We start from the raw sequence: 24168 nt of genomic DNA on the forward strand, positions 1-24168 counted from the left end.
TCGTATCGTCCGCGCGGCAGAAGCCCCGGGCGTCTGACCTGCCCTACGCTGACGCCGTTGCCCGTGCCAGCCACCGTCCCGAAAGCGAATCGTGAGTCACCTCAGTTATCTGCAAGCCACCGTGATGGGGCTGCTCCAAGGAGTCACGGAACTGTTCCCGGTCTCCAGCCTCGGCCACTCCTTGCTGGTGCCGGCCTGGATCGGCGGGTCGTGGTCCGCACTGGTGACCCAGCAGGACTCCAAGGGTGCAACGCCTTTCCTGGCGTTCATCGTGGCGCTGCACGTGGCGACCGCTCTGGCCCTCATCGCCTTCCAGTGGCGTGACTGGTTGCAGGTGCTCGGTGGCATCGGTGATCTCGTCCGCGACCGCAGGATCTCGACACCCCGCTCGCGACTGACGGCGCTGCTCGTCGCCGCGACGATTCCGATCGGCATCATCGGCCTGGTGCTCGACAAACCGCTGCGCACCGTGTTCTCTCACCCGCTGGCGGCCGCGATCTTCCTGACCGCCAACGGCGTCGTGCTGTTCATCGTCGAACGCCTCACCCAGCGTGCGCGCACTCAACCACAGCCGGCGCACTCCGCCGACGAAGGTCACGCCGAGACCGACTTCTCGCGGACCGGTTTCGTGGAGGCGATCGCGATCGGCACCAGCCAGGTGCTGGCATTGCTGCCCGGGATCTCGCGCTCCGGTGTGACGATCTCGGCCGGTCTGCTGCGCGGCTGGTCGCACGAGAAGGCAGTGCACTTCGCCTTCCTGCTCGCGACCCCCGTGATCCTGGCCGCCGGCGTGCTGAAGGTGCCCGAACTGTTCGGCCCGGAAGGCAAGGGCATCGGCGGTGAGGTGATGGTCGGCTTCGTCGTCGCCTTTGCAGCGGCCTACGTCTCGGCGCGCTTCCTGACCCGCTTCCTGCGCACCCGGACGCTGTATCCCTTCGTGATCTACTGCCTGATCGCCGGGATCATCAGCATCATCCGCTTCGCCTGAGCCGGCCTCGAGGTCTGACACCAGCTTTCATCCGACGTTCACCCGTCGTTCCTCGCGCGTCCCAAGCCCTCCCAGGAGTACACCCCAGCATCGTCGTGCCCGTCCACGACACCGGGTCGTGGACCGCCTCGAAGGACTGCCATGTCGGATGTGTCTCGTCGGAATCTGCTGCGGGGTTCTGCAGCAGTCGGAATCGCCGGAGCCGGGACGGCTCTGCTGCAGTCGAAGGCCTTCGCCGCCCCGACCCTGGTCACCGGGCCGGCCGTGGCAGGTGCACCGACTGCGCAACAGATCCACCTGCAGTATGGCGGCGACCCGCGCACCCAGATGACGGTCTCGTGGGCGACGCCGGCATCGGTGCGCCGGCCGCGAGTGCGCCTCAGCGATCAGCACGGCCACGTCATACGTGAGGTGCCTGCCGACACCCGCAGCTACGTCGACGGCATCAACAAGGTCGAGACGATCTGCCACCACGGCAGCATCGGCGGTCTGCGACCGGGGGCGACCTACGTCTATGACATCCTCGCCGACGGCGCCGCGCCCGTGCGCGGCACGATGACCACGGCGCCCGCGGGCCCGGCAGCCTTCCGGTTCACCAGCTTCGGCGACCTGTCGACACCGAACACCGCGTGGAAGAAGTCCTCGCTCAACGCGGCGACCGCCGTCCACCAGGTCGCGGCCTTCAACCCGTTGTTCCACCTGCACAACGGCGACCTGTCCTACGCGAACGACAACCAGCAGTCGCAGCCGCAGGTGTGGGGCGACTTCATGAACAACATCCAGACCGCAGCCGGCCACATCCCGTGGATGCCCGCCCTGGGTAACCATGAGACGGAGTGGGGCAACGGGCCGCTGGGCTATGCGTCATACCAAACACGGTTCGCGTTGCCGGACAACGGATTTCAGCGGCAAGGCTGGCAGGGCAACTGGTACAGCTTCCAGGTCGGCTCGGTGCTCTTCGTCGCGCTGGACGCCAACGACGTGATCTACCAGAACGACGGCTCGGCCAATCCGGACGCCTCGAAACAAGGGCTCTACATCCGTGGCTACAGCGGCGGCGCGCAGCAGCGCTGGCTGGAGCAGACGCTCCGAGCGGCGCGGCGCGACCCGGGCATCGACTGGATCATCCCGTTCCAGCACCAACTGGCGATGTCGTCATCCGCAAGTGGATCCGGCGGCGACCTCGGCATCCGGGAGGCATTCATGCCACTGTTCGACGTATATGACGTCGACCTGGTGCTGTGCGGTCACGACCATGACTACGAACGCACCTACACGGTGCACGGGGTCGACCACGGCAGTGACTGGCTACGCCCACAGGTGGTCGGCACCGGTCTGCGCACGATCGACGTCACCCACGGCCGGGTGCACCTGACCCTCGGCGGCGGCGGAACCTCCGGACACGACGACGTGTATGGCGCAGACACCGTCGGCTCGAACCCGGTGTATGGCGGCGACCCGGTCGCGCAGGTCTACACCGACCGTCCGGCCGACGCGATCTTCAAGGCGGACGCCAGCGGGTCCGAGATCGCCACCTGGTCGGCAGTGCGTGACAGCGACACCTCGCACCCGTGGGGCGTCGCGACATTCGACGTGGACCCTGGCTCCTGGCACAGCGGTCAGACGTCCATCAAGGTGACCTACTGGCACACGCCGGCGGCTACCCTGGCGAACCCGTTCCCCGCGCCGACGCCGTTCGATTCGTTCACGCTGACCAAGACTCGCTCACACGGCTGGGGCTGACTCCCCCATCGCCGATCGCGGGACGCGGGTGCGCGGGTCCTTGCGCAGACGTTCCGCACCAAGTGACACCAGATAGGTCGCGAAACTGATGAAGGTGATGAAGACGCTTGCCTTCATGTTGGTCGAGATCAGCACCACGCTCAGCACGAATCCGCCGACTGCTGCGAGCAGTGCGAACGCGATCGAAAGCCCGCTGACCGCAAGCGGATTGGCGGTCCAACGACGAGCTGCTGCTGCCGGAGTGATGGTCAGGCTCAACACCAGCAGGGTGCCGACGATCTGCGCCGCCTCGGTGACGGTGATCGCCAGGACGAACAAGAAGACCAGCCCGAGTTTGTCGACGGCAACACCACGAGCGCTTGCGACGTCGGCGTCCACCGACGCGAACAGCAAGGGCCGGTAGATCCCGACCATGACGACCAGCACGATGAGTGTCACGATCGCCAGGATGAGCAGATCGCTGGTGCTGACCGACACGATCGAGCCGAACAGGATGTTCGTCGCCGCCGAGGCGTACCCCTGGTAGAAGGTCAGCAGGAAGACGCCGAATCCGAGGCCGAAGGCGAGCACCACGCCGATCGCGGTGTTTCGTTCGCTGCGCCGCCGGCCGAGGAGGCCGATGGCGGCTGCGACCACGAACGACCCGACCAGCGCGCCGGTCACCGCATCGTTGACGATCAGCAGGCCGGCGACCGCGGTCGGGAACGCGAGCTCCGCGGTGCCGTGCACGGCGAAGGCCATGTCCCGCGTCACGACGAACGGCGCCACGAGTCCACTGGCGAGCGCGATCAGCGTCGCGGCGATGAGCGCGTGCTGTGCCCACGGCTGCTGCAGGTACATCCACGTCTGGCTCACGACGCGATCACCTCGGTCGGGCCGCAGTGGTGCGACTTGTCCGGCGACTCGCCGCCGCCGACCACGATGACACGTCCGCGCACGCGCAACACGTCGATCGGCGTGCCGTACAGCTGTGTCAACCGCTCGCTGGTGAGCACCTCCTCCGGCGTGCCGGTGGCCCAGTTGCCCGACACCAGATACAGGATCCGATCAACCATCGGCAGAATCGGGTTGATCTCGTGGGTCACCATCAGGATCGCGGTGTCCGAGGCGCGCCGGCGCCGGTCGATCAGGTCGAGCACGCCCTCCTGGTGGTTCAGGTCGAGCGACGTCAGCGGCTCGTCGCAGAGCAACACGTCTGGATCGCTGATCAGTGCCTGTGCGATCCGCAGCCGCTGCTGCTCACCTCCCGACAGACGACCGATCGGCACATTCGCGTATGCCGTCGCGCCCACCGCCTCGATGGCCTCGTCCACTCGCGCACGTGCGGCGCGGGTGGGCCACGGCATACCGAACCGGTGCCCGTCGACTCCCATCGTCACCAGATCGCGTCCGCGCAGGCCGAGGTCGGCGTCGAAGATCTTCTGCTGCGGCACATAGCCGACGGTCGAGCTGCCGCGGGTGGGCTCACGACCGGCGACGGTCAACGAGCCGCCGGCCAGTGGCAGCAGACCGAGGAGTGCCTTCAGCAGCGAGGTCTTGCCCGTTCCGTTGGGGCCGAGGATGGCGACGAACTCGCCTGGCAACACGTCGAGTTCGAGGTGCTCCCACAGGGTGCGCCCACCCACCACGAGCTTCGCGTCCCGGAAAGAGACGGCCGGTTGCCGGTCCGTGTGCGCCATCAGCCACCGAGCGCTGTCAGTAACGCCTGGGCCTGACTCAGCTGCCAGGCCTGGTAGTCCTTGGCGGTCGGTGGCATCGTCTCGGTCACGGGCACGATCGGCACCCCGCTGGACGTGGCGAGCGCCTTCAGCTGATCGGTCTGGGCATCGGTCACCTGGGCGTTGTACAGCAGGGCCTTGACGGTGTGTGTCTTGAGGGCCTGATCGAATGCCGCCGTGTCGGCCGGGCTCGGGTCGTCGCCGTCTTCAACCGCCTGGGTGAAGCTGGCCGGGATCCCCAGATCCAGACCGGCAGCCTGCACCAGGTAGCCCGGCACGCGCTCGGTGTAGGCGATCTTGGTGCCGGCATACTTCGTCTTGATCTTGTCGATGACCGCAGTGATCGGCGCCAGGCTCTTGGTGAAGGCGGCGGCGTTGGCCCTGAACGTCGCTGCGTTGTCCGGCTGGATCTTGCCCAGATCGGCGGCAATCGCAGTGGCCAACTCGGGCATCTTGGCGGTGTCGTACCACAGGTGCGGGTTCGGGTTGCTGCCGCCGATGCCGAGCACCTTCGACGCCGTGATCACCGTGCGGTTGCTGTCGGGTGCGGTCTGCAGCAGTTGGTTCATGAAGTCGTCGTAACCGACACCGTTGTCGACGACGAGCCGTGCGCTCTCGATGTCGGCGGCATTCTTGGCACTGGATTCGTACTCGTGCGGATCGGTGTTCGGGTCACTGATGATCGAGGTCACCTTGACGTGAGAGCCGCCGATCTGACTGACGATGTTGCCGTAGAAGTTCTCCCCCGCGACCACCGAGATGGTGCCCGTCGCGGAGCTTCCACTGTTGCTGCTTCCGCACGCACTGAGGCTCGCGGCCAGGGCCACCCCGACACCCGCCGCGATCAACCGGTTCTTCATCACTGTCCTCTTGCGTTTGTTATTGACAATCATTCTCGTCAACAAGGTTAACAGCAAGCGGCGGGTGCTCATGACCGGGCTGTACGACGCAGCCCGGGTCGTCTGACGCAACACCCTCCCGACAGCACGCTTTGAGCGCGGCGCGACAACGGGCGCCCGTCGCGACGGATCGCGCCGGACGCCCGGTGTCGGTGCGAGCAGGCAGTTCTCAGGCGAGGGAACCCATCGGATCCCAGGCAGGCAGCACGATCGGCTCGGCATCGAGCGCGTCGCGCAGTCGCGGGCTGAGCTTGTCCCTGCGGGCGGCGATCTCGAAGACGTACTCACCGAACCACGAGTCGTTCATCGTGTAGAACCCCTTGTCCGCGTGCTCGTCACCCCAGGAGTTCTCGACGCGCCACTTGCGCGGCATGTCACCGTCGAGGTCGACGCCGGTCAGCAGCATGGCGTGTGTCATCAGCGTCTCGTGGTACTCCAACCGGGCAGCCTTGTCGAGAGAGAAGGCTGTGTCATAGATCCCGGCGAAGTCGTAGAGCTCGGCATCCCAGACGCCGGCGTTGCGCTGCATCATCTTGCCCACGTCGCACCCGAACCACACCGGCTCGCCATCGACGATCGCCTCGGCCGCGAGCTTGCGCAACTCGTCGGCCTGGACATTCAGGTATCGCACGGGGTCGCCGCCGACGATGTTGCCCAGTTGGTCGACGGTGAAGGTGCGACCGCGTGGGCTGCTCGGACGTGGGTCATCGACCAGGCAGACGTAGTCGTCCACGTCGATGGTGAGATAGCGCTCGGCGAACTCCAGCGGCGACATCATGCCGGCCCGGTGGAACTCACCGGAGTCGTCGGTCCACTGCCACTCGAAGCGCTCCGGCGGTGTCCCCAGATGGATGGCGAGGATCCGGTATGCCGCAGCCATCGTCCGCGAGCGCACCTGTTCGACGTCTTCGGGCGAGCCGGCCGAGCGCACGTCACGAGCGGCTTCGCGCAGCAAGCTGCGAAGGTGTGAGTTCATCGGGGCGGTCTCGGATGACGAATGGCTTTCCGGCATCACGGTTTTGGGCACCAACCCGTGTTTCTTGACGAGCGCGGCAAACATGTTCCACTGCCCGCCGTCACCCATGACGTCCTGCATCACGAAGCCGAGCGTCCGGTCGTCGGTGGGTCGGTCCGACAACTGCGCCATCGACTCGAGGAAGTAGTTGCAGCGCTCCAGCTTGTCCCAGAACAGCAGGTGGTTCTGCGAGAACTCGAACTCCTTGAGCCCCAGACGCTTCATGGCACCGGGGCGCAGCAGGTTGAGGCCCGCGAACATCCAGCAGCGGCCGCTCTTCTTCTGGTTGGTGACGCTCCACGAGTCGAGTCGGTGCGACATCGAGGTGTCGATGCTGGTGAGGATCTCGCGGTCGAGCGCAACGTCGGCCACGGCCGTCTGTGTCACTGCGTTCTGCACGATCCGGTTGACCGGTCGTGAGTCGAAGTCCTTCTTGAGTAATTCGACGTCCTGCTCGGTGAGAGAGTGGGTCATGTTCGCCATGAACTCACACTCTCACGCAGGGCGTGCCACTTGGCAACGGTGTCATTTGTTGGTTGCCGAATCCACACGCTCGTGCGCGCGCTCGAAGTCGTCGATCGCACCGGCGGCGCCGCCGAACTCGTCTCCGAATTCACCCGCGACGAGTTGATCCTCGTCCGCTCCGGCCACCGAGTGGCCGTCCTCGTCCATGCCTTTGTCGGCGTTCTGCAGGGTGCGGTGGGCGGTCGACAACAGCGCAGCGGCGACGAGTGCGCTTCCGGCCGCGATGGCGAAGGGGACGTGGAGGTTGAAGTGCTCGACCAGCTTGCCCGCCGCGTACGGGGCCAGACCCCCACCGATGAAGCGGACGAAGCCATATGCCGCTGATGCGACGGGGCGTTCAACCGGCGAGATCACCATGACGGCCTGCGTCGTCAGAGTGTTGTTGATCCCGATCATGATTCCGGCTGCAATGACAGCGCAGATCAACACGGTGCGATTGGTCGGCCAGATCGCGATGATCGCAAGGTCGACTGCAAAGGCCGCGAGGGCGACATACAGCGTGGGAGCAGTGCCGAAACGTCGCTGCAGCCGAGGTGCTCCGAACACAGCGAACAACGCGACGAAGATTCCCCAGCCGAAGAAGACCAGGCCGAGCTTGATCGCAGACAGTTTCATCGGGAACGGCGCGTAACCGAGCATGGTGAAGAACGCCCAGTTGTAGAACAGTGCTGCCAGGCCCATTGTGAGCAGGCCGCGGTGCCGCAGCGCGCGAATCGGCGCGGTCAGGGACGTGGGATGTTCGGGCTTCGGGGTGGCCGGCAGAAAGAAGACCGTCGCGATCAACGCGATGAGCATCAGCACCGAGACGCCATAGAACGGGCCGCGCCAGGAGATCGATCCGAGGATGCCGCCGAGCAGCGGCCCGACGGCGATGCCGACACCCAGAGCGGTCTCGTACAGGATGATCGCGCCCGCAAATCCGCCCGTGGCCGACGAGACGATGACCGCCAGCGAGGTCGCGATGAACAACGCGTTGCCCAGACCCCAGCCGGCGCGGAATCCGACGATGCCGCCGATCGATCCGGCGGAGCCTGCGAGTGCTGCAAACACCACGATGAGCACGAGACCGCCGATGAGCGTCTTCTTGGCGCCGATGCGGCTCGAGACCGCATTGGTGCCGAGCATCGCAACGGCCGTGACGACCAGATAGCTGGTGAACAGCAGCGTCACCTGACTCGGCGAGGCATGCAGCTGGGAGGCGATGGCAGGCAGGATCGGGTCGACCAAGCCGATGCCCATGAACGACACGACGCACGCGAATGCGACGGCATACACGGCTTTGGGCTGATTCCACATGGATGACTGTTTGTCATCGACGGCAGCGTGACTCACGCGAAAACCTTTCGAACGACGGGGACGTGAACCTGGGAGCGGCGCACGGCAGCACTTTATATCTATATTCTATGTAAATGCAACCGCGTCATCCCGACATCGTTCGGTATGCCGGAGCTCCCCTTCAGCCGACTGGTCCGCCGGGTGAGAGCAGATCTATCCACCGGTCGGCGAGGGCCTCCCACTCGTGACGGAGCCGATCCTCCGCCGCGCGCACCTCGTCGAGCACGTCGGTTGCGGTGCGACCCGCGCGTGCCAGACCGTCCGTGTCAGCGGCCGCCCACGGCTCGATGTCGACCGCGAGAACCTCCGGGTGAAATTGCGTTCCCCACACCCGATCCCCCAGCCGGAATGCCTGGTTGGGACACCGACTTGTCTCGCACAGCGACACCGCGTCCTGCGGCAGACTGCTGATCTCCTCCTGATGCCATTCGACGGCCATGGCGTCCTCGCTCATGGCCGACAACAGCAGGTCTGCCCGCCCCGCGGAGGTGAGGCGCAGGGAGTGCAGGCCGAGCTCAGGTGCGCCGACCATCCGGGTCACTGCACCACCGCACGCCACTGCCAGCAACTCTGCACCGAGGCACAGGCCCAAGGTCGGAAGGTCGCGAGAAACAGCTTGCTGCAACAGGTTTCGTACATCCGGCAGCCACGGTGCGGCATCGTCCTCGCACGGACCGACCGCGCCACCGAGCACGACCAGGCCGAGCATCCCGTCAAGGTCACTCGGCACGGGGTCGCCGGCATACGCATGGACTGTTGTGGTGGGAATCCCGCGGTGGCGCATCCGGGCGCCGACCAGGCCGGGACCGGCGGCGGCTTCGTGCTGGATGAAGACAACGACGGGTTCGGTGTCAGGCTGCATGGCACCGAGGTTAGTGAGGCTGTCAGTGGCTCACTTGCGCGGCTTCGGGGTCTCCATCGCGCGTCCGAGCGTGATCGCCGCCGCCTTGTCGCCGCTGACCTTGATGCGGCCCTGCAGTCCGGCTTTGACGGCATTGAGGTTGCCGGTCGCCAGCTTGAGGAAGTCCGCAGAGGTCATCGAGATCGTTGTGTTTCGATCGGCAGTTTCGCCGGTCTCGACCGTCGCCACGCCGTTGACCATGCGCACGACATACCGCTCGACGGTGGGGCCACCGGTCAGCTTGAAGACGGCGGTCGTCGTCAGGCGCGCGGCCTTGCGCTTGTTGACGTGATCGGGCAGTCGGTGGAAGACCTCGGCGAGCACGATCGGCCCTACCGGCCCGGCCATCACGCGAGCCAGCGTCTGGTCGCTGACTGCCTTCACCGACGCGCCGACATCGGCCGGATCCATCGCGCCCGGGTCGATGCTGTGGTCCGAATCGTCAGCTCCTGCAAGGGTGCCCGACAGAGCGAGGGCGAGTTCTGCGTCGCCTTCGATCTCCAGCTGACCTTCGATCGCGAGCAGTCCTGCATTGGCGTGCCCGGCGAGCAGCCGCAGGAAGTCACTCGGTGAGCTGCGGATGATGACATCCCACTCGGTGGCATCAGAGCCGTCTTCCACGGTCGTGCCGCGCCAGCGCACTGTGCGGTCCAGCACCAAGTCGGCGCCGTCGCTGAGTTCGAATCCGACGACGCCGAGGATGCCGGCGAGCTTGTCGACGGGAACGTATGCCGGGATCGTCGTGAGCATCTTGTCTATGATCAGCACGGCCCGATCAGCCTGAGCCGCAAGCAGATTCAGCTGCGCCAGTGGGAGTCCCCGCACCTCGTCCGCGAGGTCGGAAGGGTCGAACTCGGCGATCCGTTGGGCGGCGCGCGCCGGGTCGATGTCGGTCAGGTCCGCGATGGTGCTCGGCATACTCGTCCCTCGATTTCGGGGTGGCGTGTGGGGCCGCTCGGTTCTCAGTGCTGGGGCATGGTGAGGATCAGTTTGCCGGTGGTCCGGCGGCCTTCAAGCGCTTGGTACGCATCGGCGGCCTGTTCCAGCGGATACCGTCCGCCGATGTCGAGGTGCAGAGATCCGTCGGCGAGCTGTCCGAGGATGTCCCCCGCGCGCCAGAGCAACTCCTCGCGGTCCTGCAGGTAGGCGCCCAGACTCGGCCGTGTCACGAACAGCGAACCGCGCTTGTTCAGCTCCTGCAGGTCGAACGGCGGCACCTGACCGCTCGCGCCGCCGAAGAGCACCATCATTCCCCGAGGACGGAGGCTGGCCAGTGATGCGTCGAAAGTGGCCTTGCCGACTCCGTCATACGCGACGTCGACGCCGCGACCCGCAACGCGGCGGATCTCCTGCGCAAGGTCACCGTCGAAGGTCGCGTAGTTGATCAGGTGTCGAGCACCCAACGCCCTTGCGATCTCGAGCTTTTCGTCAGATCCCGCGGTCGCGACGACGCCGGCTCCCTTCCCGGTGATCAACTGAACGAGCAGCTGGCCGACTCCCCCTGCGGCAGCGTGCACCAGAGCGATCTGGCCCGCTTGCACCGGCCAGGTCGACTCGACGAGGTAGTGCGCGGTCATGCCCTGCAGCATCGCGGCCGCCGCGGTTTCGAGCGACAGACCGTCCGGCACCGGCACGACAGCAGCGGCCGGAACATTCACCAGTTCGGCGGCGCTGCCTGCCGCCTGACCCCACGCGACCCGATCGCCTTCTGCGAACTCGGTCACATCGGCACCGACGGCCGTGACGACACCGGCACCCTCTTCACCGAGCACGAACGGTGTTGGGATGGGGTAGATCCCCTGACGCTTGTAGACGTCGATGAAGTTGACCCCTGCTGCGGCGACGCGGACCTGCACCTCGCGGGAATCTGGCAGCGGCACGTCGCGGTCCTGGACCTGCAGGACCTCTCGGTCGCCGGGAGTGGTGACAACAAGAGCACGAGTCATGCCCTCGACCCTATTGCGGTCGAATGAGCGACGTGCGGTACCCGCCCCTCAGCGACGCGCTTTCCACATTGGAGTGACAATGTCGCCGGCCGACCATGGACACGGTCGACAACGCCATGGATCGAGCTGCAACAGGACGTCGGGCAGCGCAGGTCAGGTGATGGTGACGTGCGAAGCTCGCGATGGGTGTGCTGCCGGATCGCGCCCGTGGCCTCGGCCATTCCCAGGAATTCGACGTGACACATGAGTGTGCTGCCGAATCGTGCCCATGGCCGTGGCCGTGGCCTCGGCTGCGGAACCGCTTCGGTGCCAAACCTCAACCTTCGTGCGGTTCGTCTTGCATCTCGACTCGAACGTATGTACGATGAGGTATGTCGATCGCACCACTGCTGGCCGAGTCGGTGGTGGAGTCTGCCTCCAGTTCGGAGTTGCTGGAAGCGGCGGGTGTGTTGATGGTGCGGGCGTTCGAGGTGATCTGCGGTGATGCTCCCGGGTTGTCCCGGGACGAGCTCTTGGCGCAGGTCGAGGCCGTGCAGCGGGTGGCGAATTCGGTGGATGGTGCCCGGGTGGTGCGGTTGGCGCAGGTCGCTTCGATTGAAGAAGTGATCGACCTGACCGGTGAGACCGAGGGTCCGCCGGTGACGTCGTGGGTGCGGCACCAGTTGGGATGGACCAACGAATGGGTCTCCTCCGAGATCGGGGCCCTGCTGGCCTGGGGTCCCCGGCAAGCCGATACCCGCCTGGACCAAGCCCTGGACGCGGTCACGTTGACACCGAGACTGTTGCGGGAGGTGGGGGCTGGCCGGTTAGCGGTGGAGAAGATGCACAAGGTCACCGCCGCCTTGGGCTGCGCGTCCGCTGAGACCGCGGCCGCGGTGGAGTCCGCGCTCCTGGATCAAGGGATTGGTGGGTTGACCACCACGCAGATTGCCAGGCGGGTCCCGAGGATCCTGGCCGACCTTGACCCGACCGCGGCAGAAGCATCCGGTGCCAAGGCCCGGGAGCGGGAGGTCGGGGTGTCCTGTCGCGCCTCCCAGGTTCCGGGGTTGAGTGAGATCAAGGTCGTGCTGGACTCAGCCCAAGCAGCGCGGATCATGTCCGCGGTGGAGCAACTGGCCCGGCAACTTCATCAGGATGCGGTGGAGGTGATCAGTTTGCCGCAATGCCGTGTCGATGCGTTGGTGGATTTGGTGTTGCAGAACGTCCACATCGACACCCACCTCACTTTCGGTATCCCCGTCATGACCGGGGTCGATGTTGATGCGGGATGTCAGGCAGGCTCGGCCGACCTCGACACCTGCTCGGATACTGCTCGGGCACGGGTCGCGGCGTTGTGTGACCGGTTGTTCCCCGACCCGCACACCATGGGCTGGACCCAGGTCGTCCGTACCGAGAACGACCCACCACCACCCGACGACCAGGACGGGTGGACTCGTGCGGTCCCACCGGAACCACCCGACGACGTCTTCGACGATGACCCCGACCATGAAATCGACTGGGACACCGCCCTGGCACACCTGGTCGACTCGCTACCCGACCCACCCGGCGAAGGCGTGTTCACCGCCGAGGCGCACCGCGGCGACTACCCGGACGGTGAAGCCTCGACCGTGCACGACAGCCCCGGCCAGTCGTCCGCGACCAGCCAGTCGGTCGAGTCGTCCGCGGTGCAGGGCCGGTCGGTCGCGGGGTTGGGTCCGGTGATCGTGCCTGGTGTCGGAACGATCCTGCCCTCCCACGTCCACGCGTTGACCAGCACGCTCGGGGTGTCCCTGGCACGCACACTCCTGGACGCGACCACCGGTGTCCTGGTCCAAGCAACCTCCACCAAGTACCGCCCCACCGCCGGCATCGCCCGATTCGTCAAAGACCGCGACCAGCACTGCCGATTCCCCGGCTGCACCCAACCCGCCACCTACTGCGACGCCGACCACGTCACCCCCTGGCCGGCAGGCGCTACGACCCCGGCGAACCTGCAATCCCTGTGCCGGCATCATCACCGGGTCAAGCACCAAACCCGGTGGCAGGTCACCATGACCACCGACGGCGTCTGCACCTGGACCAGCCCCAGCGGCCGTCGCTACCTCACCCAACCCGCCGACTGAACCGACAGGAACCCGGCACCGAGATCCGTGGTGTCAAGCACAGCCACCGGCGACGGAGTCTCCGCGCTTCACCAACTGACGTCACGGCCCGGTGGTGGGCAGACACCGATGCGGCTCGCGCGCACGAGTTCAAGACCGGCGATTGGCGCCAATTCTGCCGCTGGCAGGTCGAGTGCGAATCAGTTGTTGCCAGCAGGTGGCGTTTGACGCCATTCAGCGACACCGAAGCGAGCTGTGCAGTTCCACACCTGCTTCACCTGCTGGGGATCATGCCTGCCCGCCCGAGCAAGATCACCGATCATCCGAGGCACCAACCGCCCGTCCACGGCTGCCGCTTCCGCGAGCCGAACGACCTCCGCTCCGCGATAGTGCGAATGTGCCCCGATCTGCCGAACGTCGGCGACGAAACCCTCATGCCACTCGACCGCGCACGGCGCGTCTGCGACAGCTCGTTCGACGCGCGTCCCGCGGAAGCTCGGATCCAGGACGATCGCCTCGACGTCGGTGCGCAGATCGATGTGCCCGTGAACATGCGCCTCGACGTAGTCATCCAGCAGATCGCACTCCGCAGCGTCGGCCAGATCAGTCAGACCACAGCGATCCGCAGTGCCGAAAGCCGTCGGTGACGCGCTGCTGTCGGGAAAGCAGAACGTCGTTCGCCGCAGCGTGTGAGACGCCAACCGGATGTATGACGAGCCGAACCGCGGTGAGGCGCCGAACGACCGGTGGCGGTGATTCAGTGCCCCGTACTTGGGCCGCAGGTCCACGGTGCCACCGTCATACGCTTCACCGAAAATGGCGCTCTCCCAACGGAATCGATCACCACCCGGGTATGCGGTCAAACCGCCGTTGCTCGTCGCGGTGACGAACTGCGACAGGTACGCGCCACTGTGAACCAGGCTCTCGATCACCCACTCGTCGGCACGCGTCGTGAGTCGATCCGGATGGAAGCTGCACGTCACACGCAAGGTCGGATCCAACACGGAACCGTGTGACCGTGCCGCGACGTGCGCAAGAGCGGTCGTAACCCGGTCAGGCATCGACACCCCTTGGGGAGAAAAGTTGGACGCTGCCGATCGGCGCGAAACCAACCGCGAGCAGTGCTCGCACACTGGCGACATTTCCTGGCGACGCCGACGCCAACAGCACCTCACCCGGACACACCAGGTGCGTCGTCGCCTCGAGCACTGCGCCGATCAGACCACCGCCACGCACCTCCGGCGCCAACTCGAATCCAATTTCCGCCAGACCACCGAGGCCGCGGCCGCAGGTGACGATCACATCAGCACTGTCGGCCAAGCCCAGGACCTGCAACTCGTCGCGCCAGGAAGCAGCCAACTGCGCCCGCGGGTGCCTATCCAGATCAGGTCGCGGCACCAGCAGCCGCTGCGGACCCGGCCGCCCCCGGGCCGCCACCACCAGATCGAGGCTGTCGATCCGACCGCCGTCACCGGCGAGCGCGGTGATCACACGGGGGTCCGCCGCACCGCCGAAACCGTTGACGCCCAACGCCGTCAGTGCCTCGTCATCCCACCGCGGTGGCACGCACATGACGGCATGACCGGTGAACGCGAGAACGGCATACGTGCCCGGTCGCCACGGCGGTATACGAGTCCAACCGCCGTCGACGGGCAGAGACCGCCCATCGGCGCAGTCGGTCAGGATGCTGGCAAGTGGATGGCCTTGACGGCCCTCGCTCACTGCTGTTGCGGGGCCGCTGCCTGCAGCTGCTCGGCGTATACGGCGGTGCCGTAGGCGCAGACCTCGATGCCGGTGTTGTTGTACTCGGTCGTCTCGAAGCGGAAGGCGACGACGGCGTTCGCGCCGCGGTTCTGCGCCTCCGTTGCCAGGCGGCCCAGTGCCTCTTGGCGACACTCGATCAGCAACTGTGTGATGCCCTTGAGCTCACCGCCTGCCATCGACTTGAATCCGGCGCCGATGTTGGAGCCGATGTTGCGCGAGCGCACGGTCAGACCGAAGCATTCGCCATACGTGCCCAGGATCCGGAAGCCGGGGATGTCGTTCGTCGTCACGATGATCATGGGCCAACAGTAGGCAACGACAGAGGTGTATGTCGGGCAACTCGCGCAACGACCGCAATGTCCGCGCCGACGCTCCGGCACGTCAGGCGAGCAGCTTCAGCAGAACCGCCTCAGGCGAAGGGGGCCGGGTCGCCGGCGCCGATGCGGACGACTTCGGGATACCCCTGTGAGTAGTCGATCACCGTGGTCGGTTCGATGCCACACTCCCCGGAATCGATGACCGCGTCGACCTGATGGTCCAGCTCCTCCTTGACCTGCCACCCGTCCGTGAGGGGTTCGTCCTCGTCCGGCAGCAGCAAGGTGCTGGTCATCATCGGCTCACCGAGTTCCTTCACGAGCGCACAGGCCACCGGATGGTCGCTGATGCGCACGCCGACGGTCTTGCGTTTGGGCTGCAAGAGCCGGCGGGGCACCTCCGAGGTCGCGGGAAGGATGAAGGTGTACGGCCCGGGAGTCGCCGACTTGATGGCGCGAAAGACCTTGTTGTCGATGTGCACCAGCTGCCCCAACTGTCCGAAGTCGGCACACAACAGGGTGAAGTTGTGCTTGTCGTTCAACTGCCGGATCCGCACGATGCGGTCCCGGCCCTCCTGATTGCCCATCGTGCAGCCGAGCGCGAAACAGGAGTCGGTCGGATACGCGACAAGTCCGCCGTCGCGCAGGATCTGCACCGCCTGACCGATGCTGCGCGGCTGCGGATCCCTAGGGTGGACGTCGAAGTACCTGGCCATTCCCCCACGTTAGGACCAAACGCGTGACAACGCTGCCTTCCTGGGCCGAAACCCTTGACCTGCAACCGCATCCGGAGGGCGGATGGTACGCCGAGACCTACCGCCACCACACCTCCAGACACTTTCCCGCGCCGTATGACGCACCGCGCTCGCTCGCGACGGCGATCTACTTCCTGCTGATGCCGGGTGAATCCAGCGCGTGGCATCGGGTGCACTCCGACGAACTCTGGCTGCATCACCGAGGCGGCCCGCTGGAACTGTCGCTCGGCGGTGACGGCCAGGATCCGCAGTCCGCCACGACAGTGGTCGTCGGCAGCGAGATCACTGCCGGTGAGCGACCGCAGGCTCTTGTGCCGGGAGGCCACTGGCAGGCGGCGCGGCCGCTGCGCGACGAGCCGGTGTTGGTGTCGTGCATCGTGGTGCCCGGCTTCGACTTCGCCGATTTCGAGTTGCGCTGAACGCACGCCGTGTTGGACTCGACGTGTTGAACTTGCTGCGCGCTGAGCCCGAGTTGCCTTGAGCTCAAGTTCGGCCGAGCGGCCGCGCTCAGGCGCCCCACGTGGCGGCCAGCGTCCGCATCACCTTCAGATCACGCGTCGTCGCGACGTTGCCACCTCGTTCGAGCACAGCATTCGAGACCTTCGCCTCATGCGTGGATTTCGCGAGCCACCAATAGGTTTCGCGACCGTGCGGATACAGGCGCTCCCCCGGAACGTCCCACTGCACCTGTCGCTGTGTGTGCTCGTCGGTGGGCGGTGCGTCATACAACGTGACGTACTGCCGGGTGGCGCCGCCGGGCAACGGATCGGGCAATGTGTCGACCAGGTGGAGGATCTGAGACAGCTCCGCGGGCGTGCGCAGGATGCATGGCACAGGGAAGCCGAACTCCGCCTCGATGATCTCCTCGAGAGTCGCCTTGACCTTGGCAGCACTGCGCATGGGCGTCGTGACACGCACGTTGCCACTCTGGATGTAGGTCTCGACATCGCTGAAACCGTTGCTGGACAACAGAATCCGCAGGGTCTCCATCTTCACCCACCGCGGACGTACGTTCACCGCTCGCAGGAATGCGACATACGTCGGCATCGCGCGGACCGCCTCAGGCTTCGTGCATGGTCACGTCGGTCGGCAGCAGCACCGTGCGACTGACGGTGCACAATCGCTCATGCGACTGGCGGATCGCGTCGGGCAGCACCTCACGCGCCCGGTCACCGTCGGCGCCGTCGGGGAAGCGCACCGTGAAGGTCACGTGGATCGGCCCCATGTGGTTGCCGTCGTCGTCACGCAGCTTGTCACCTTCGGCGACCACCTCGAAGCTCGTCGGTTCGCTGCGCCGGCCCGTGAGGATGTCGACGTCGATGGCCGAGCAGCCCGCAATGGCGGTCAGCAGGATTTCGACCGGGGTGAACTGCTCATCGCCGCCGCTGCCGAAGTCGAAGGTGCCACCGCGAGCGTTGGTGGCGCGGAACGTGCCCGAAGCCGTCCGAGTGAGGCTGACCGACCGATGCTGATCCTGAATCGTCATACAGGCCAGCCTGCCACTACCGTGACAACTCGTGAGCGCGCACTCGGACCACAGCATCATCCTCATTCGGCACGGTGCGACCGAGTGGTCGCGTGACGGGCGGCATACCGGCACGACCGATCTGCCGCTGTTGCCCGACGGAGAAGCCGATGCCCGCAAACTGCGCGAGCAGGTCGCCGAGCTCGACGTCGTGGCGACGTTCTGCAGCCCGCTGCAGCGGGCGCGTCGCACTGCCGAACTTGCCGGCCTGACGGATGTGCGCATCGACTACGACCTGCGCGAGTGGGATTACGGCGGCTACGAAGGCATGTCGACGCCGCAGATCCGCGAAAAACTCGGCGACCCGAGCTGGGAGATCTTCGCTGACGGGGTCGTGCCCGGTGCCACTCCCGGGGAGACTGTCGAGGATGTCGCAGCCCGCGTCAGCCACGTGGTCCGCAAGGTCGTGCCGCTGATGGACCACGGCAACGTCGCTCTCGTGGCGCACGGCCACTCGCTGCGGATCTTCGCCGCGATCTTCCTGCGGCAGCCACCACGGATGGGCGCGCAGTTGATGCTCAATGCGGCGTCACTGTCCAAACTCGGGTTCTACCACGGCACACCATGCATCCAGGTGTGGAACGAGGGCGGCGACTTCGCCTGACCCGGCCGCGCTCGGTGCTCCTCCGATCACTGTGGCTGCCGGCCGACCGTTGCGCTCAAGGCAGCGGCCAGGTGTGCACCGGCTCGTTGGAGTGCATGCCGTCGAGGTACCGCTGCAGCATGCCTGACAGGGCCGCCGCTCGATCCTTGCCCTGCTCCTCCAGCCCGTTCACGCAGGCGATCTGCCACGATGCGCCGTTGACGCCCGCACGGCAGCGGTCCTCGATGACGCCGAGGTAGCGATCGCGCACCGCGGTCGCGACGCCCCACTTGGCGAGACCCTCGTGCGCAAGCGGTAGCAGATGGCGCAGGACGAGTTCGTCGGCGGACACCTCGCCGAAGCCGGGCCAGTAGACGTGCGCGTCGATACCGCGACGAGCGCACGAGGTGAAGTTGTCCTCGGCGGCGGAGAAGCTCATCCGGGTCCACACCGGCCGGTCGGAGTCGGCGAGTATCTTCACCACGCCGTAGTAGAAGGCGCTGTTGGCCATGCCGTCCAGGATCGTCGGACCGGCCGGCAGCACTCTGTTTTCGATCCGCAGGTGCGGTTTGCCGTCGACGATGTCGTAGATCGGCCGGTTCCAGCGGTAGACCGTGCCGTTGTGCAGGCGCAGTTCGGACAGCCGCGGCGCCTTCCCCGCCTCGAACAAGGCGACCGGGTCCTCGTCGCTGGTCTCGGGCAACAGCGCCGGGAAGTAGCGCACGTTCTCTTCGAACAGGTCGAAGATCGAGGTGATCCAGCGCTCCCCGAACCACACGCGGGGACGCACCCCCTGAGCCTTCAACTCCACCGAACGCGTGTCGGTGGCCTGCTCGAACAACGGGATGCGGCTCTCGTGCCACAACTGCTTGCCGAAGAAGTACGGCGAGTTCGCGCCGATCGCCAGCTGTATGCCGGAGATCGCCTGCGCGGCGTTCCAGTGGTCGGCGAACAGGTGAGGTTGCACCTGAAGGTGGAGCTGCACCGATGTGCACGCCGACTCCGGGGCGATCGAATCGGCATACATGGCAAGGCGTTCACCGGTGAGGCCCTCGATGTCGATGAACAGATCCTCGCCGCGCGCCGCGAAGATCGCCTCGTTGAGTGCGGCATACCGGGCATTGGCGCTCATCCACTGGGTCGTGAAGTGCTCCGGCATGATCGTGGGCAGGATCCCGATCATCGCGATCTGCGCATCTGCCTCGAGCGCCATCTTCTCGGCCCGGTTGAGGCTCGTCCGCAGGTCCGCCTCAAGTTCCAGGGCTGCATCCCCCGGCATCGGGCGCGGGCTGACATTGAGCTCGATGTTGTACTGCCCGAGCTCGGTCTGGTAGTCCTCGTCCGCGATGCTGCGCAGCACCTCGGCGTTGTTCATCGTCGGTTGCATGTGGCTGTCGACGAGATTCAACTCGATCTCCATGCCGGTCAGCTGGCGCTCGAACTCGAAGCTGTGGGTGGTGAGCATCCGCTCGAAGACGTCGAGGTCCTGCCGCACCTTTTCGCGGTAACGCTGTCGCTGCTCGCGCGTGTATGACGTGCTGGAAACGTCCTCGCCCATGGCCAGCCTTTCGATCGGCACCCTGTGGGCGCAACGTTCGCACATTTGCCTGTCGCGTGTGAGAAATACCGCGTTTCGCACACGCCGGACCAGTTACCGGCCGCTGTCGGTGGCGGCATTTAGTGTCGCGGCATGCGCTTGATCCACACCTCCGACTGGCACCTGGGCCGTGGTTTCCACGGTGTCGGGTTGCTCGGTGCGCAGGCGCACTACCTCGATCACCTCGTCGACCTCGTGACCGCCGAAGGCGTCGACGCCGTGCTGGTGTCCGGCGACATCTATGACCGGGCCCTGCCGTCACCCGACGCGGTTGCGCTGCTGGACGACGCACTCGCCAGGCTGCTGTCGACGGGTGCGCAGGTGATCATGTCGAGTGGCAACCACGACTCCGCCATACGTCTCGGTTTCGGGTCGCGGGTCATGGAGCACGCGGGACTGCACATCCGCACCTCCGTCGACTCAATCGGCCGCCCGGTCGATCTGGGCGGTGCGGTGGTGTACCCCATCCCGTATCTCGAGCCGTCTGTCGCAGCGCCTGTGTTGGGCGCCGACGAGCGGACCCACGCCGGCGTGCTGCGAGCGGCAATGAGCCGGATCCGTGCAGACATGGCTTACCGGCAGGTGCCGTCGGTCGCGATGGCCCACTCGTTCGTGACCGGCGCGACCACCTCCGACTCCGAGCGCGACATCAGCGTCGGCGGGCTGGGCGCGGTGCCGCTCGATGTCTTCGCCGACGTGTCGTATGCCGCGCTCGGCCACCTGCACGGGCATCAGGCCCTTGCTGACGGGGTTCGGTATTCCGGCTCCCCCGTCGCCATGTCGTTCTCCGAGACCGACCACGTCAAGGGCAGCATCCTGGTCGACCTCGGCTCTGGGCAGCCGGGCTGCGAGTTGGTGCCGGCGCCGGTCGAGCGGCGCCTTGCCCGGCTGCGCGGGACGCTCCCCGAACTGCTGGCGGACCGTTCGCTCGACTGGGCGCAGGACGCCTGGTGTCAGGTGGCGCTGACCGACCAGGCGCGACCTCGCGGGGCGATGGCGCGGATTCGAGCGCGCTTTCCGCACACGGTGCAACTGGAGTTCGCGGCACCGGGCGGTGACCTGGCCAGGCGTTCATATGCCGCGCGGATCGCCGGTCGCACCGATGTCGACCTGTGCTGCGACTTCCTGCAGCACGTCCGCGGCGGGGTCGACACCACTCCCGGCGAGCGACAGGTTCTCAGCTCGGCCTTCGCCGCAGCGGCTGCCAATCGCGCCGAGCACGAGGGCGAGGGCCAGGTGCGCGTTCGGCGAGAAACCGGCGCCGCATGAAGCTGCATCGTCTTCGGATCACCGCGTTCGGCCCGTTCGCCGACACCCAGGAGCTACACCTGGACGACCTCAGCGCATGCGGGCTGCATCTGATTCACGGGCCGACCGGCTCGGGCAAGACCTCGATTCTGGATGCCCTGTGCTACGCGCTCTACGGCACCGTGCCGGGCGTGCGTGGCAATCGCTCCCTGGTCAGCGAACACGCGCCGGCCGGCACGCAACCCGAGGTGGAGGTCGAGTTCACCGTGGCCGGGCGACGGTTGCGCGTGCTGCGCACCCTCGACCACCAGGCGCCCAAGAAGCGTGGCACCGGCACCACGCCTCGTCGCGGACGGGTGCAGGTGGACGAGGCCGATGGTGACCGGTGGCGCACCATCGCCAGCCGGGCCGACGAGGCGGGGCAACTCATCGGTGACGCGCTCGGCATGGGGGCTGATCAGTTTCAGCAGGTCGTGCTCCTTCCGCAAGGCGAGTTCGCGGCCTTCCTGCGCGCCAAGCCAGACGAACGCGCCGCTGTGCTCGGGCAGTTGTTCGACATCCAGCGGTTCCGTGACGTCGAGGCGTGGCTCAGCAGTCACCGACGCGAGTTGGCCACCCAGCTGACGGTGGCGGACTCCGCCATCGCCGCAGAGGTGGCTCGTGTCGGTGACGTTGTCGCCGAGCTCGAGCTGGTCCCCCCAGCGGATGTGACCATCACACCCGATGCCACCTGCCCGGTGACCGAACTACCCGCATCCATCGCTGCCCTGCAAGCGCAGGTGTCCGACGCAGTGACCGCCGCGATGGCCGACAGCGATGCAGCCGACGGCATGCGTGCGACCGCGACCGCAGCGTTGCAGTCGGCTCAGACCGCCGTGCAGGCGCGGCTGGACGCGGCCGCTGCCGCCGCGGTGGTCGAGTCGTATGACGCTGCCCGTGACGCACACACTGCTGCTGTCCGGCGCGCCGACCGCGCCGAGATCGCCGCTCAGGTGATGACGCTGGTCACGGAGAACGAACGTCGCGAAGCCGATCTCGAGAGCGCCGCGACCGACCTGCGCGACGTGGCCGGCGAACTCGCCATCCATCTCGACACGGCCGCATCGGCACTGCTGGATGTCGACGATGCGACCTCGGAGGTGCTCGACACTTTGCAGGCTCGGTTGGGCATCGGCTCGGACGTCCTGGCGCAACTGACCGCGGCGCAGCCCCGGGTCGACCATGCCCGCGAACGTATGACGCAGACCGCCGCCGCTGTGCAGACCGCCAACGACAGCCACACCGCGCTCGTGGCGCGCCACGACGCAACAGCGTCTCAACGGCAGGAGGCGCAGGCCAAGCTCAATGACAGCGCTGCTGATGCGGCCGATCTGGCCCCGGCGCAGCAGCTGCTACATCAGATCGAATCTTCAATCGCCACAGCACAACTCGTGATCGATGCATGTCGCGACACCGACGCGGCAAGCCGTGCGGAAGTTGCGGCGAAGCAGGACTTCCATGATTGCGAGCGGCTGGTGATCGATCTTCGCCGCCGGCGCCTGGCCGGGATCGCCGCCGAGCTGGCGGTAGATCTCGACGAAGGTTCGGCGTGCCCGGTGTGCGGTTCCGAGTCACACCCCGACCTCGCCCAGCCCGCCGACGGAGCCGTCACCAGCGAGCGTGTTGCCGACGCCGACGCAGCCGCGGCAGTGGCGCTCGGCCGTCTGCAGGACGCAGCCGAGATCCGCAGTGCCGCGAGTGCACGCCGTGATGCTTATCAAGAACGCCTGCGCCAGGAGTACGCCGAGCTGCTGGGCGCCTCACCCGAGCCCGACCCGGCGGTCACGACATCCGGTGCGCTGGGCGACATCACGGGCGACCTCGCGACGCTCGATGCGACCAGCGACCTCGCAGATCAGCTGGAGATCCTGCGGACTCAGCGCGAGCGGTGCCAGGAGCGTGTGTCGACAGCGGCTCGCGCCGACCGCATCGCGCAGGCGAGCCGTCAAGCCGTGCAACAGGCGCAGGCTGAACTCCAGCAGATCGACGAGTTGCTGACGGCCGCGATGGTCAGGTTGACCGCCGCACAGACAGAGGCCACCGCGGCTCGTGACGGGTTCGCGGCGGAAGCAGCCGCCGCGCAGTTGTTGGCCGAACGCCACGCCGCCGAGTGTTGCTGCAGGACCGCCGATCCCGGCTGCGACACGGAGCCGGTCGCGGCTTGCTCGGCGCAGCGCCACCATGAGCGGGCGATCGCGCTCCTGATGCAGCTGCGTCGGGCACTCGGGCATGAGGACACCGCGAAACGCGAACTTGCGGCCGCGTCGACGGCGACGGCCGCGGCACTGCGCGAGCACGACTTCGGGTCGGCTGGGGACGCGCGTGCCGCAGCACTCTCGCCGGCGCAGATCGCCGCGATCCGCGAAGACCTGACCAGACAGCAGCAGGCCTACGCCAAAGCGCAGGGGGTTCTCGAGCTCCCCGCTGTCCAAACGGCACTGGCCGAGCCGGAGCCGAATCTCATGGCGGCACGCCAGACGCTGGCTGACGCCGATCGTCAGGTCAGAACGGCTACGACGCATCTGGCGGCCTGCCAGCGTGCTCTCGGTTTTCTGCAGCGCAGCCACTCGACGGTGACCGCTCTCGTCGACGAGTCTGCCCAATTGCGAAGCGAATTCGACACTGTCGCCGCTGTCGCTGATGCCGTCAACGGCGGCGGAGACAATGTGATGCGGATGCGGCTGACGTCATACGTTCTCGCTGCGCGGTTGGAGACGGTGACCGCGCTGGCCAACGAGCGACTGCAGGTGATGACCGAGGGGCGTTACCTGCTGCAGCACCATGACGGGCTCGCCGCGCACGGGGTCAAATCCGGTCTCGGCCTCCAGGTGATCGACAACTGGACCGGCACCACCCGCGGCACCGACACCCTCTCGGGCGGAGAGTGCTTCATCGCATCACTGTCGCTGGCCCTGGGGCTCGGCGACGCGGTGCTGGCCGAGTCCGGGGGCCGCCAGCTCGAGACGCTGCTCGTCGACGAGGGTTTCGGCTCGCTGGACGAGCAGACTCTCGAGCATGTGCTGGAGGTGCTCGACGAGCTTCGCTCCGGCGGACGCGCGGTGGGCGTGGTCAGTCACGTCACCGAGCTGCGCAACCGCATCCCGGCCCAGATCGAGGTGCGCAAGACCGACCGCGGCTCACAGATCCTGGTCCACGCGGCCACGTCCTCCCCCGCTGCCTGACGACCCTGTG

Annotated in this window: 22 protein-coding genes; 7 read left to right on the top strand and 15 right to left on the bottom strand. The window is 66.6% G+C overall.

Going from position 1 to position 24168, the window contains the following annotated elements; translation table 11 throughout:
* The first annotated feature begins 91 nt into the window (after positions 1-91).
* Both BKA23_RS08085 and BKA23_RS08090 read left to right on the top strand, forming a co-directional pair.
* The gene (locus tag BKA23_RS08085) at positions 92-988 is read left to right on the top strand and encodes an undecaprenyl-diphosphate phosphatase (protein ID WP_145227103.1); all 897 of its coding nucleotides are present in this window, start codon (positions 92-94) and stop codon (positions 986-988) included.
* Positions 989-1129: 141 nt separating this feature from the next.
* On the top strand, positions 1130-2731 hold the full coding sequence (locus BKA23_RS08090) for a purple acid phosphatase family protein (RefSeq protein WP_145227104.1): 1602 nt from the start codon (positions 1130-1132) through the stop codon (positions 2729-2731).
* Here the strand turns inward: BKA23_RS08090 and BKA23_RS08095 are convergent.
* The 8 genes from BKA23_RS08095 to BKA23_RS08130 all read right to left on the bottom strand — a co-directional run bounded on the left by BKA23_RS08095 (position 2714) and on the right by BKA23_RS08130 (position 11070).
* On the bottom strand, positions 2714-3586 hold the full coding sequence (locus BKA23_RS08095) for a metal ABC transporter permease (protein WP_145227106.1): 873 nt from the start codon (positions 3584-3586) through the stop codon (positions 2714-2716). The two genes, BKA23_RS08090 and BKA23_RS08095, sit on opposite strands and share 18 nt — an antisense overlap.
* Positions 3583-4410 carry a metal ABC transporter ATP-binding protein gene (locus BKA23_RS08100; protein WP_145227108.1) on the bottom strand — a complete coding sequence of 276 codons (828 nt, stop codon included), beginning with the start codon at positions 4408-4410 and terminating at the stop codon, positions 3583-3585. Before BKA23_RS08100 ends, BKA23_RS08095 begins: the two co-directional genes overlap by 4 nt.
* A complete protein-coding gene (locus BKA23_RS08105; RefSeq protein WP_145227110.1) occupies positions 4410-5309 on the bottom strand; it encodes a metal ABC transporter solute-binding protein, Zn/Mn family in 900 nt (299 codons plus the stop codon). Before BKA23_RS08105 ends, BKA23_RS08100 begins: the two co-directional genes overlap by 1 nt.
* A 208-nt stretch (positions 5310-5517) precedes the next feature.
* On the bottom strand, positions 5518-6846 hold the full coding sequence (locus BKA23_RS08110; RefSeq protein WP_246104517.1) for a C1 family peptidase: 1329 nt from the start codon (positions 6844-6846) through the stop codon (positions 5518-5520).
* A gap of 42 nt (positions 6847-6888) precedes the next feature.
* Positions 6889-8220, bottom strand: a complete 1332-nt coding sequence (locus BKA23_RS08115; RefSeq protein WP_246104518.1) for an MFS transporter — start codon at positions 8218-8220, stop codon at positions 6889-6891.
* 124 nt (positions 8221-8344) lie between these two features.
* A complete protein-coding gene (locus BKA23_RS08120) occupies positions 8345-9085 on the bottom strand; it encodes a type 1 glutamine amidotransferase (protein WP_145227112.1) in 741 nt (246 codons plus the stop codon).
* A 30-nt stretch (positions 9086-9115) separates the two neighbouring features.
* Positions 9116-10042, bottom strand: a complete 927-nt coding sequence (locus BKA23_RS08125; protein WP_145227114.1) for an SCP2 sterol-binding domain-containing protein — start codon at positions 10040-10042, stop codon at positions 9116-9118.
* Between the two features lie 44 nt (positions 10043-10086).
* Positions 10087-11070 (bottom strand): quinone oxidoreductase family protein, encoded by a 984-nt coding sequence (locus BKA23_RS08130; RefSeq protein ID WP_145227116.1) that lies wholly within the window; start codon positions 11068-11070, stop codon positions 10087-10089.
* A 371-nt stretch (positions 11071-11441) separates the two neighbouring features.
* On the opposite strand from BKA23_RS08130, the gene BKA23_RS08135 reads away from it, so the two are divergent.
* Positions 11442-13172 carry an HNH endonuclease signature motif containing protein gene (locus BKA23_RS08135; protein WP_145227118.1) on the top strand — a complete coding sequence of 577 codons (1731 nt, stop codon included), beginning with the start codon at positions 11442-11444 and terminating at the stop codon, positions 13170-13172.
* 179 nt (positions 13173-13351) lie between these two features.
* Here the strand turns inward: BKA23_RS08135 and BKA23_RS08140 are convergent, their stop codons facing one another.
* The 4 genes from BKA23_RS08140 to BKA23_RS08155 all read right to left on the bottom strand — a co-directional run bounded on the left by BKA23_RS08140 (position 13352) and on the right by BKA23_RS08155 (position 15945).
* Positions 13352-14212 (bottom strand): DUF3626 domain-containing protein, encoded by an 861-nt coding sequence (locus tag BKA23_RS08140; protein ID WP_145227120.1) that lies wholly within the window; start codon positions 14210-14212, stop codon positions 13352-13354.
* A complete protein-coding gene (locus BKA23_RS08145) occupies positions 14205-14873 on the bottom strand; it encodes a GNAT family protein (RefSeq protein ID WP_145227122.1) in 669 nt (222 codons plus the stop codon). The genes BKA23_RS08140 and BKA23_RS08145 overlap by 8 nt, the downstream gene beginning before the upstream one ends.
* Entirely contained in the window at positions 14870-15214 is a 345-nt protein-coding gene (locus BKA23_RS08150; protein WP_145227124.1) for a YbjQ family protein, read from the bottom strand. The genes BKA23_RS08145 and BKA23_RS08150 overlap by 4 nt, the downstream gene beginning before the upstream one ends.
* Positions 15215-15324: 110 nt before the next feature.
* Positions 15325-15945 (bottom strand): L-threonylcarbamoyladenylate synthase, encoded by a 621-nt coding sequence (locus BKA23_RS08155; RefSeq protein WP_145227127.1) that lies wholly within the window; start codon positions 15943-15945, stop codon positions 15325-15327.
* Positions 15946-15968: 23 nt separating this feature from the next.
* On the opposite strand from BKA23_RS08155, the gene BKA23_RS08160 reads away from it, so the two are divergent.
* Entirely contained in the window at positions 15969-16403 is a 435-nt protein-coding gene (locus tag BKA23_RS08160) for a cupin domain-containing protein (RefSeq protein ID WP_145227129.1), read from the top strand.
* Positions 16404-16491: 88 nt separating this feature from the next.
* On the opposite strand, the gene BKA23_RS08165 is transcribed toward BKA23_RS08160, so the two are convergent.
* Positions 16492-17031 carry a DUF1697 domain-containing protein gene (locus BKA23_RS08165; RefSeq protein WP_145227131.1) on the bottom strand — a complete coding sequence of 180 codons (540 nt, stop codon included), beginning with the start codon at positions 17029-17031 and terminating at the stop codon, positions 16492-16494.
* Between the two features lie 13 nt (positions 17032-17044).
* Entirely contained in the window at positions 17045-17470 is a 426-nt protein-coding gene (locus BKA23_RS08170; protein ID WP_145227133.1) for an OsmC family protein, read from the bottom strand.
* A gap of 31 nt (positions 17471-17501) precedes the next feature.
* Here BKA23_RS08170 and BKA23_RS08175 point away from each other — a divergent pair, with 31 nt between their 5' ends.
* Positions 17502-18113, top strand: a complete 612-nt coding sequence (locus BKA23_RS08175) for a histidine phosphatase family protein (protein ID WP_246104519.1) — start codon at positions 17502-17504, stop codon at positions 18111-18113.
* Positions 18114-18168: 55 nt separating this feature from the next.
* Here the strand turns inward: BKA23_RS08175 and BKA23_RS08180 are convergent, their stop codons facing one another.
* Positions 18169-19650 (bottom strand): glutamate-cysteine ligase family protein, encoded by a 1482-nt coding sequence (locus BKA23_RS08180; protein ID WP_145227135.1) that lies wholly within the window; start codon positions 19648-19650, stop codon positions 18169-18171.
* Between the two features lie 132 nt (positions 19651-19782).
* Between BKA23_RS08180 and BKA23_RS08185 the strand changes: the two genes are divergently transcribed.
* Together BKA23_RS08185 and BKA23_RS08190 are read left to right on the top strand one after the other, a co-directional pair.
* Entirely contained in the window at positions 19783-20958 is a 1176-nt protein-coding gene (locus BKA23_RS08185) for an exonuclease SbcCD subunit D (protein WP_145227137.1), read from the top strand.
* A complete protein-coding gene (locus BKA23_RS08190; RefSeq protein ID WP_145227139.1) occupies positions 20955-24158 on the top strand; it encodes an AAA family ATPase in 3204 nt (1067 codons plus the stop codon). The genes BKA23_RS08185 and BKA23_RS08190 overlap by 4 nt, the downstream gene beginning before the upstream one ends.
* Positions 24159-24168 lie beyond the last annotated feature (10 nt).

This window comes from Rudaeicoccus suwonensis (assembly GCF_007829035.1).
Classification (GTDB): domain Bacteria; phylum Actinomycetota; class Actinomycetes; order Actinomycetales; family Dermatophilaceae; genus Rudaeicoccus; species Rudaeicoccus suwonensis.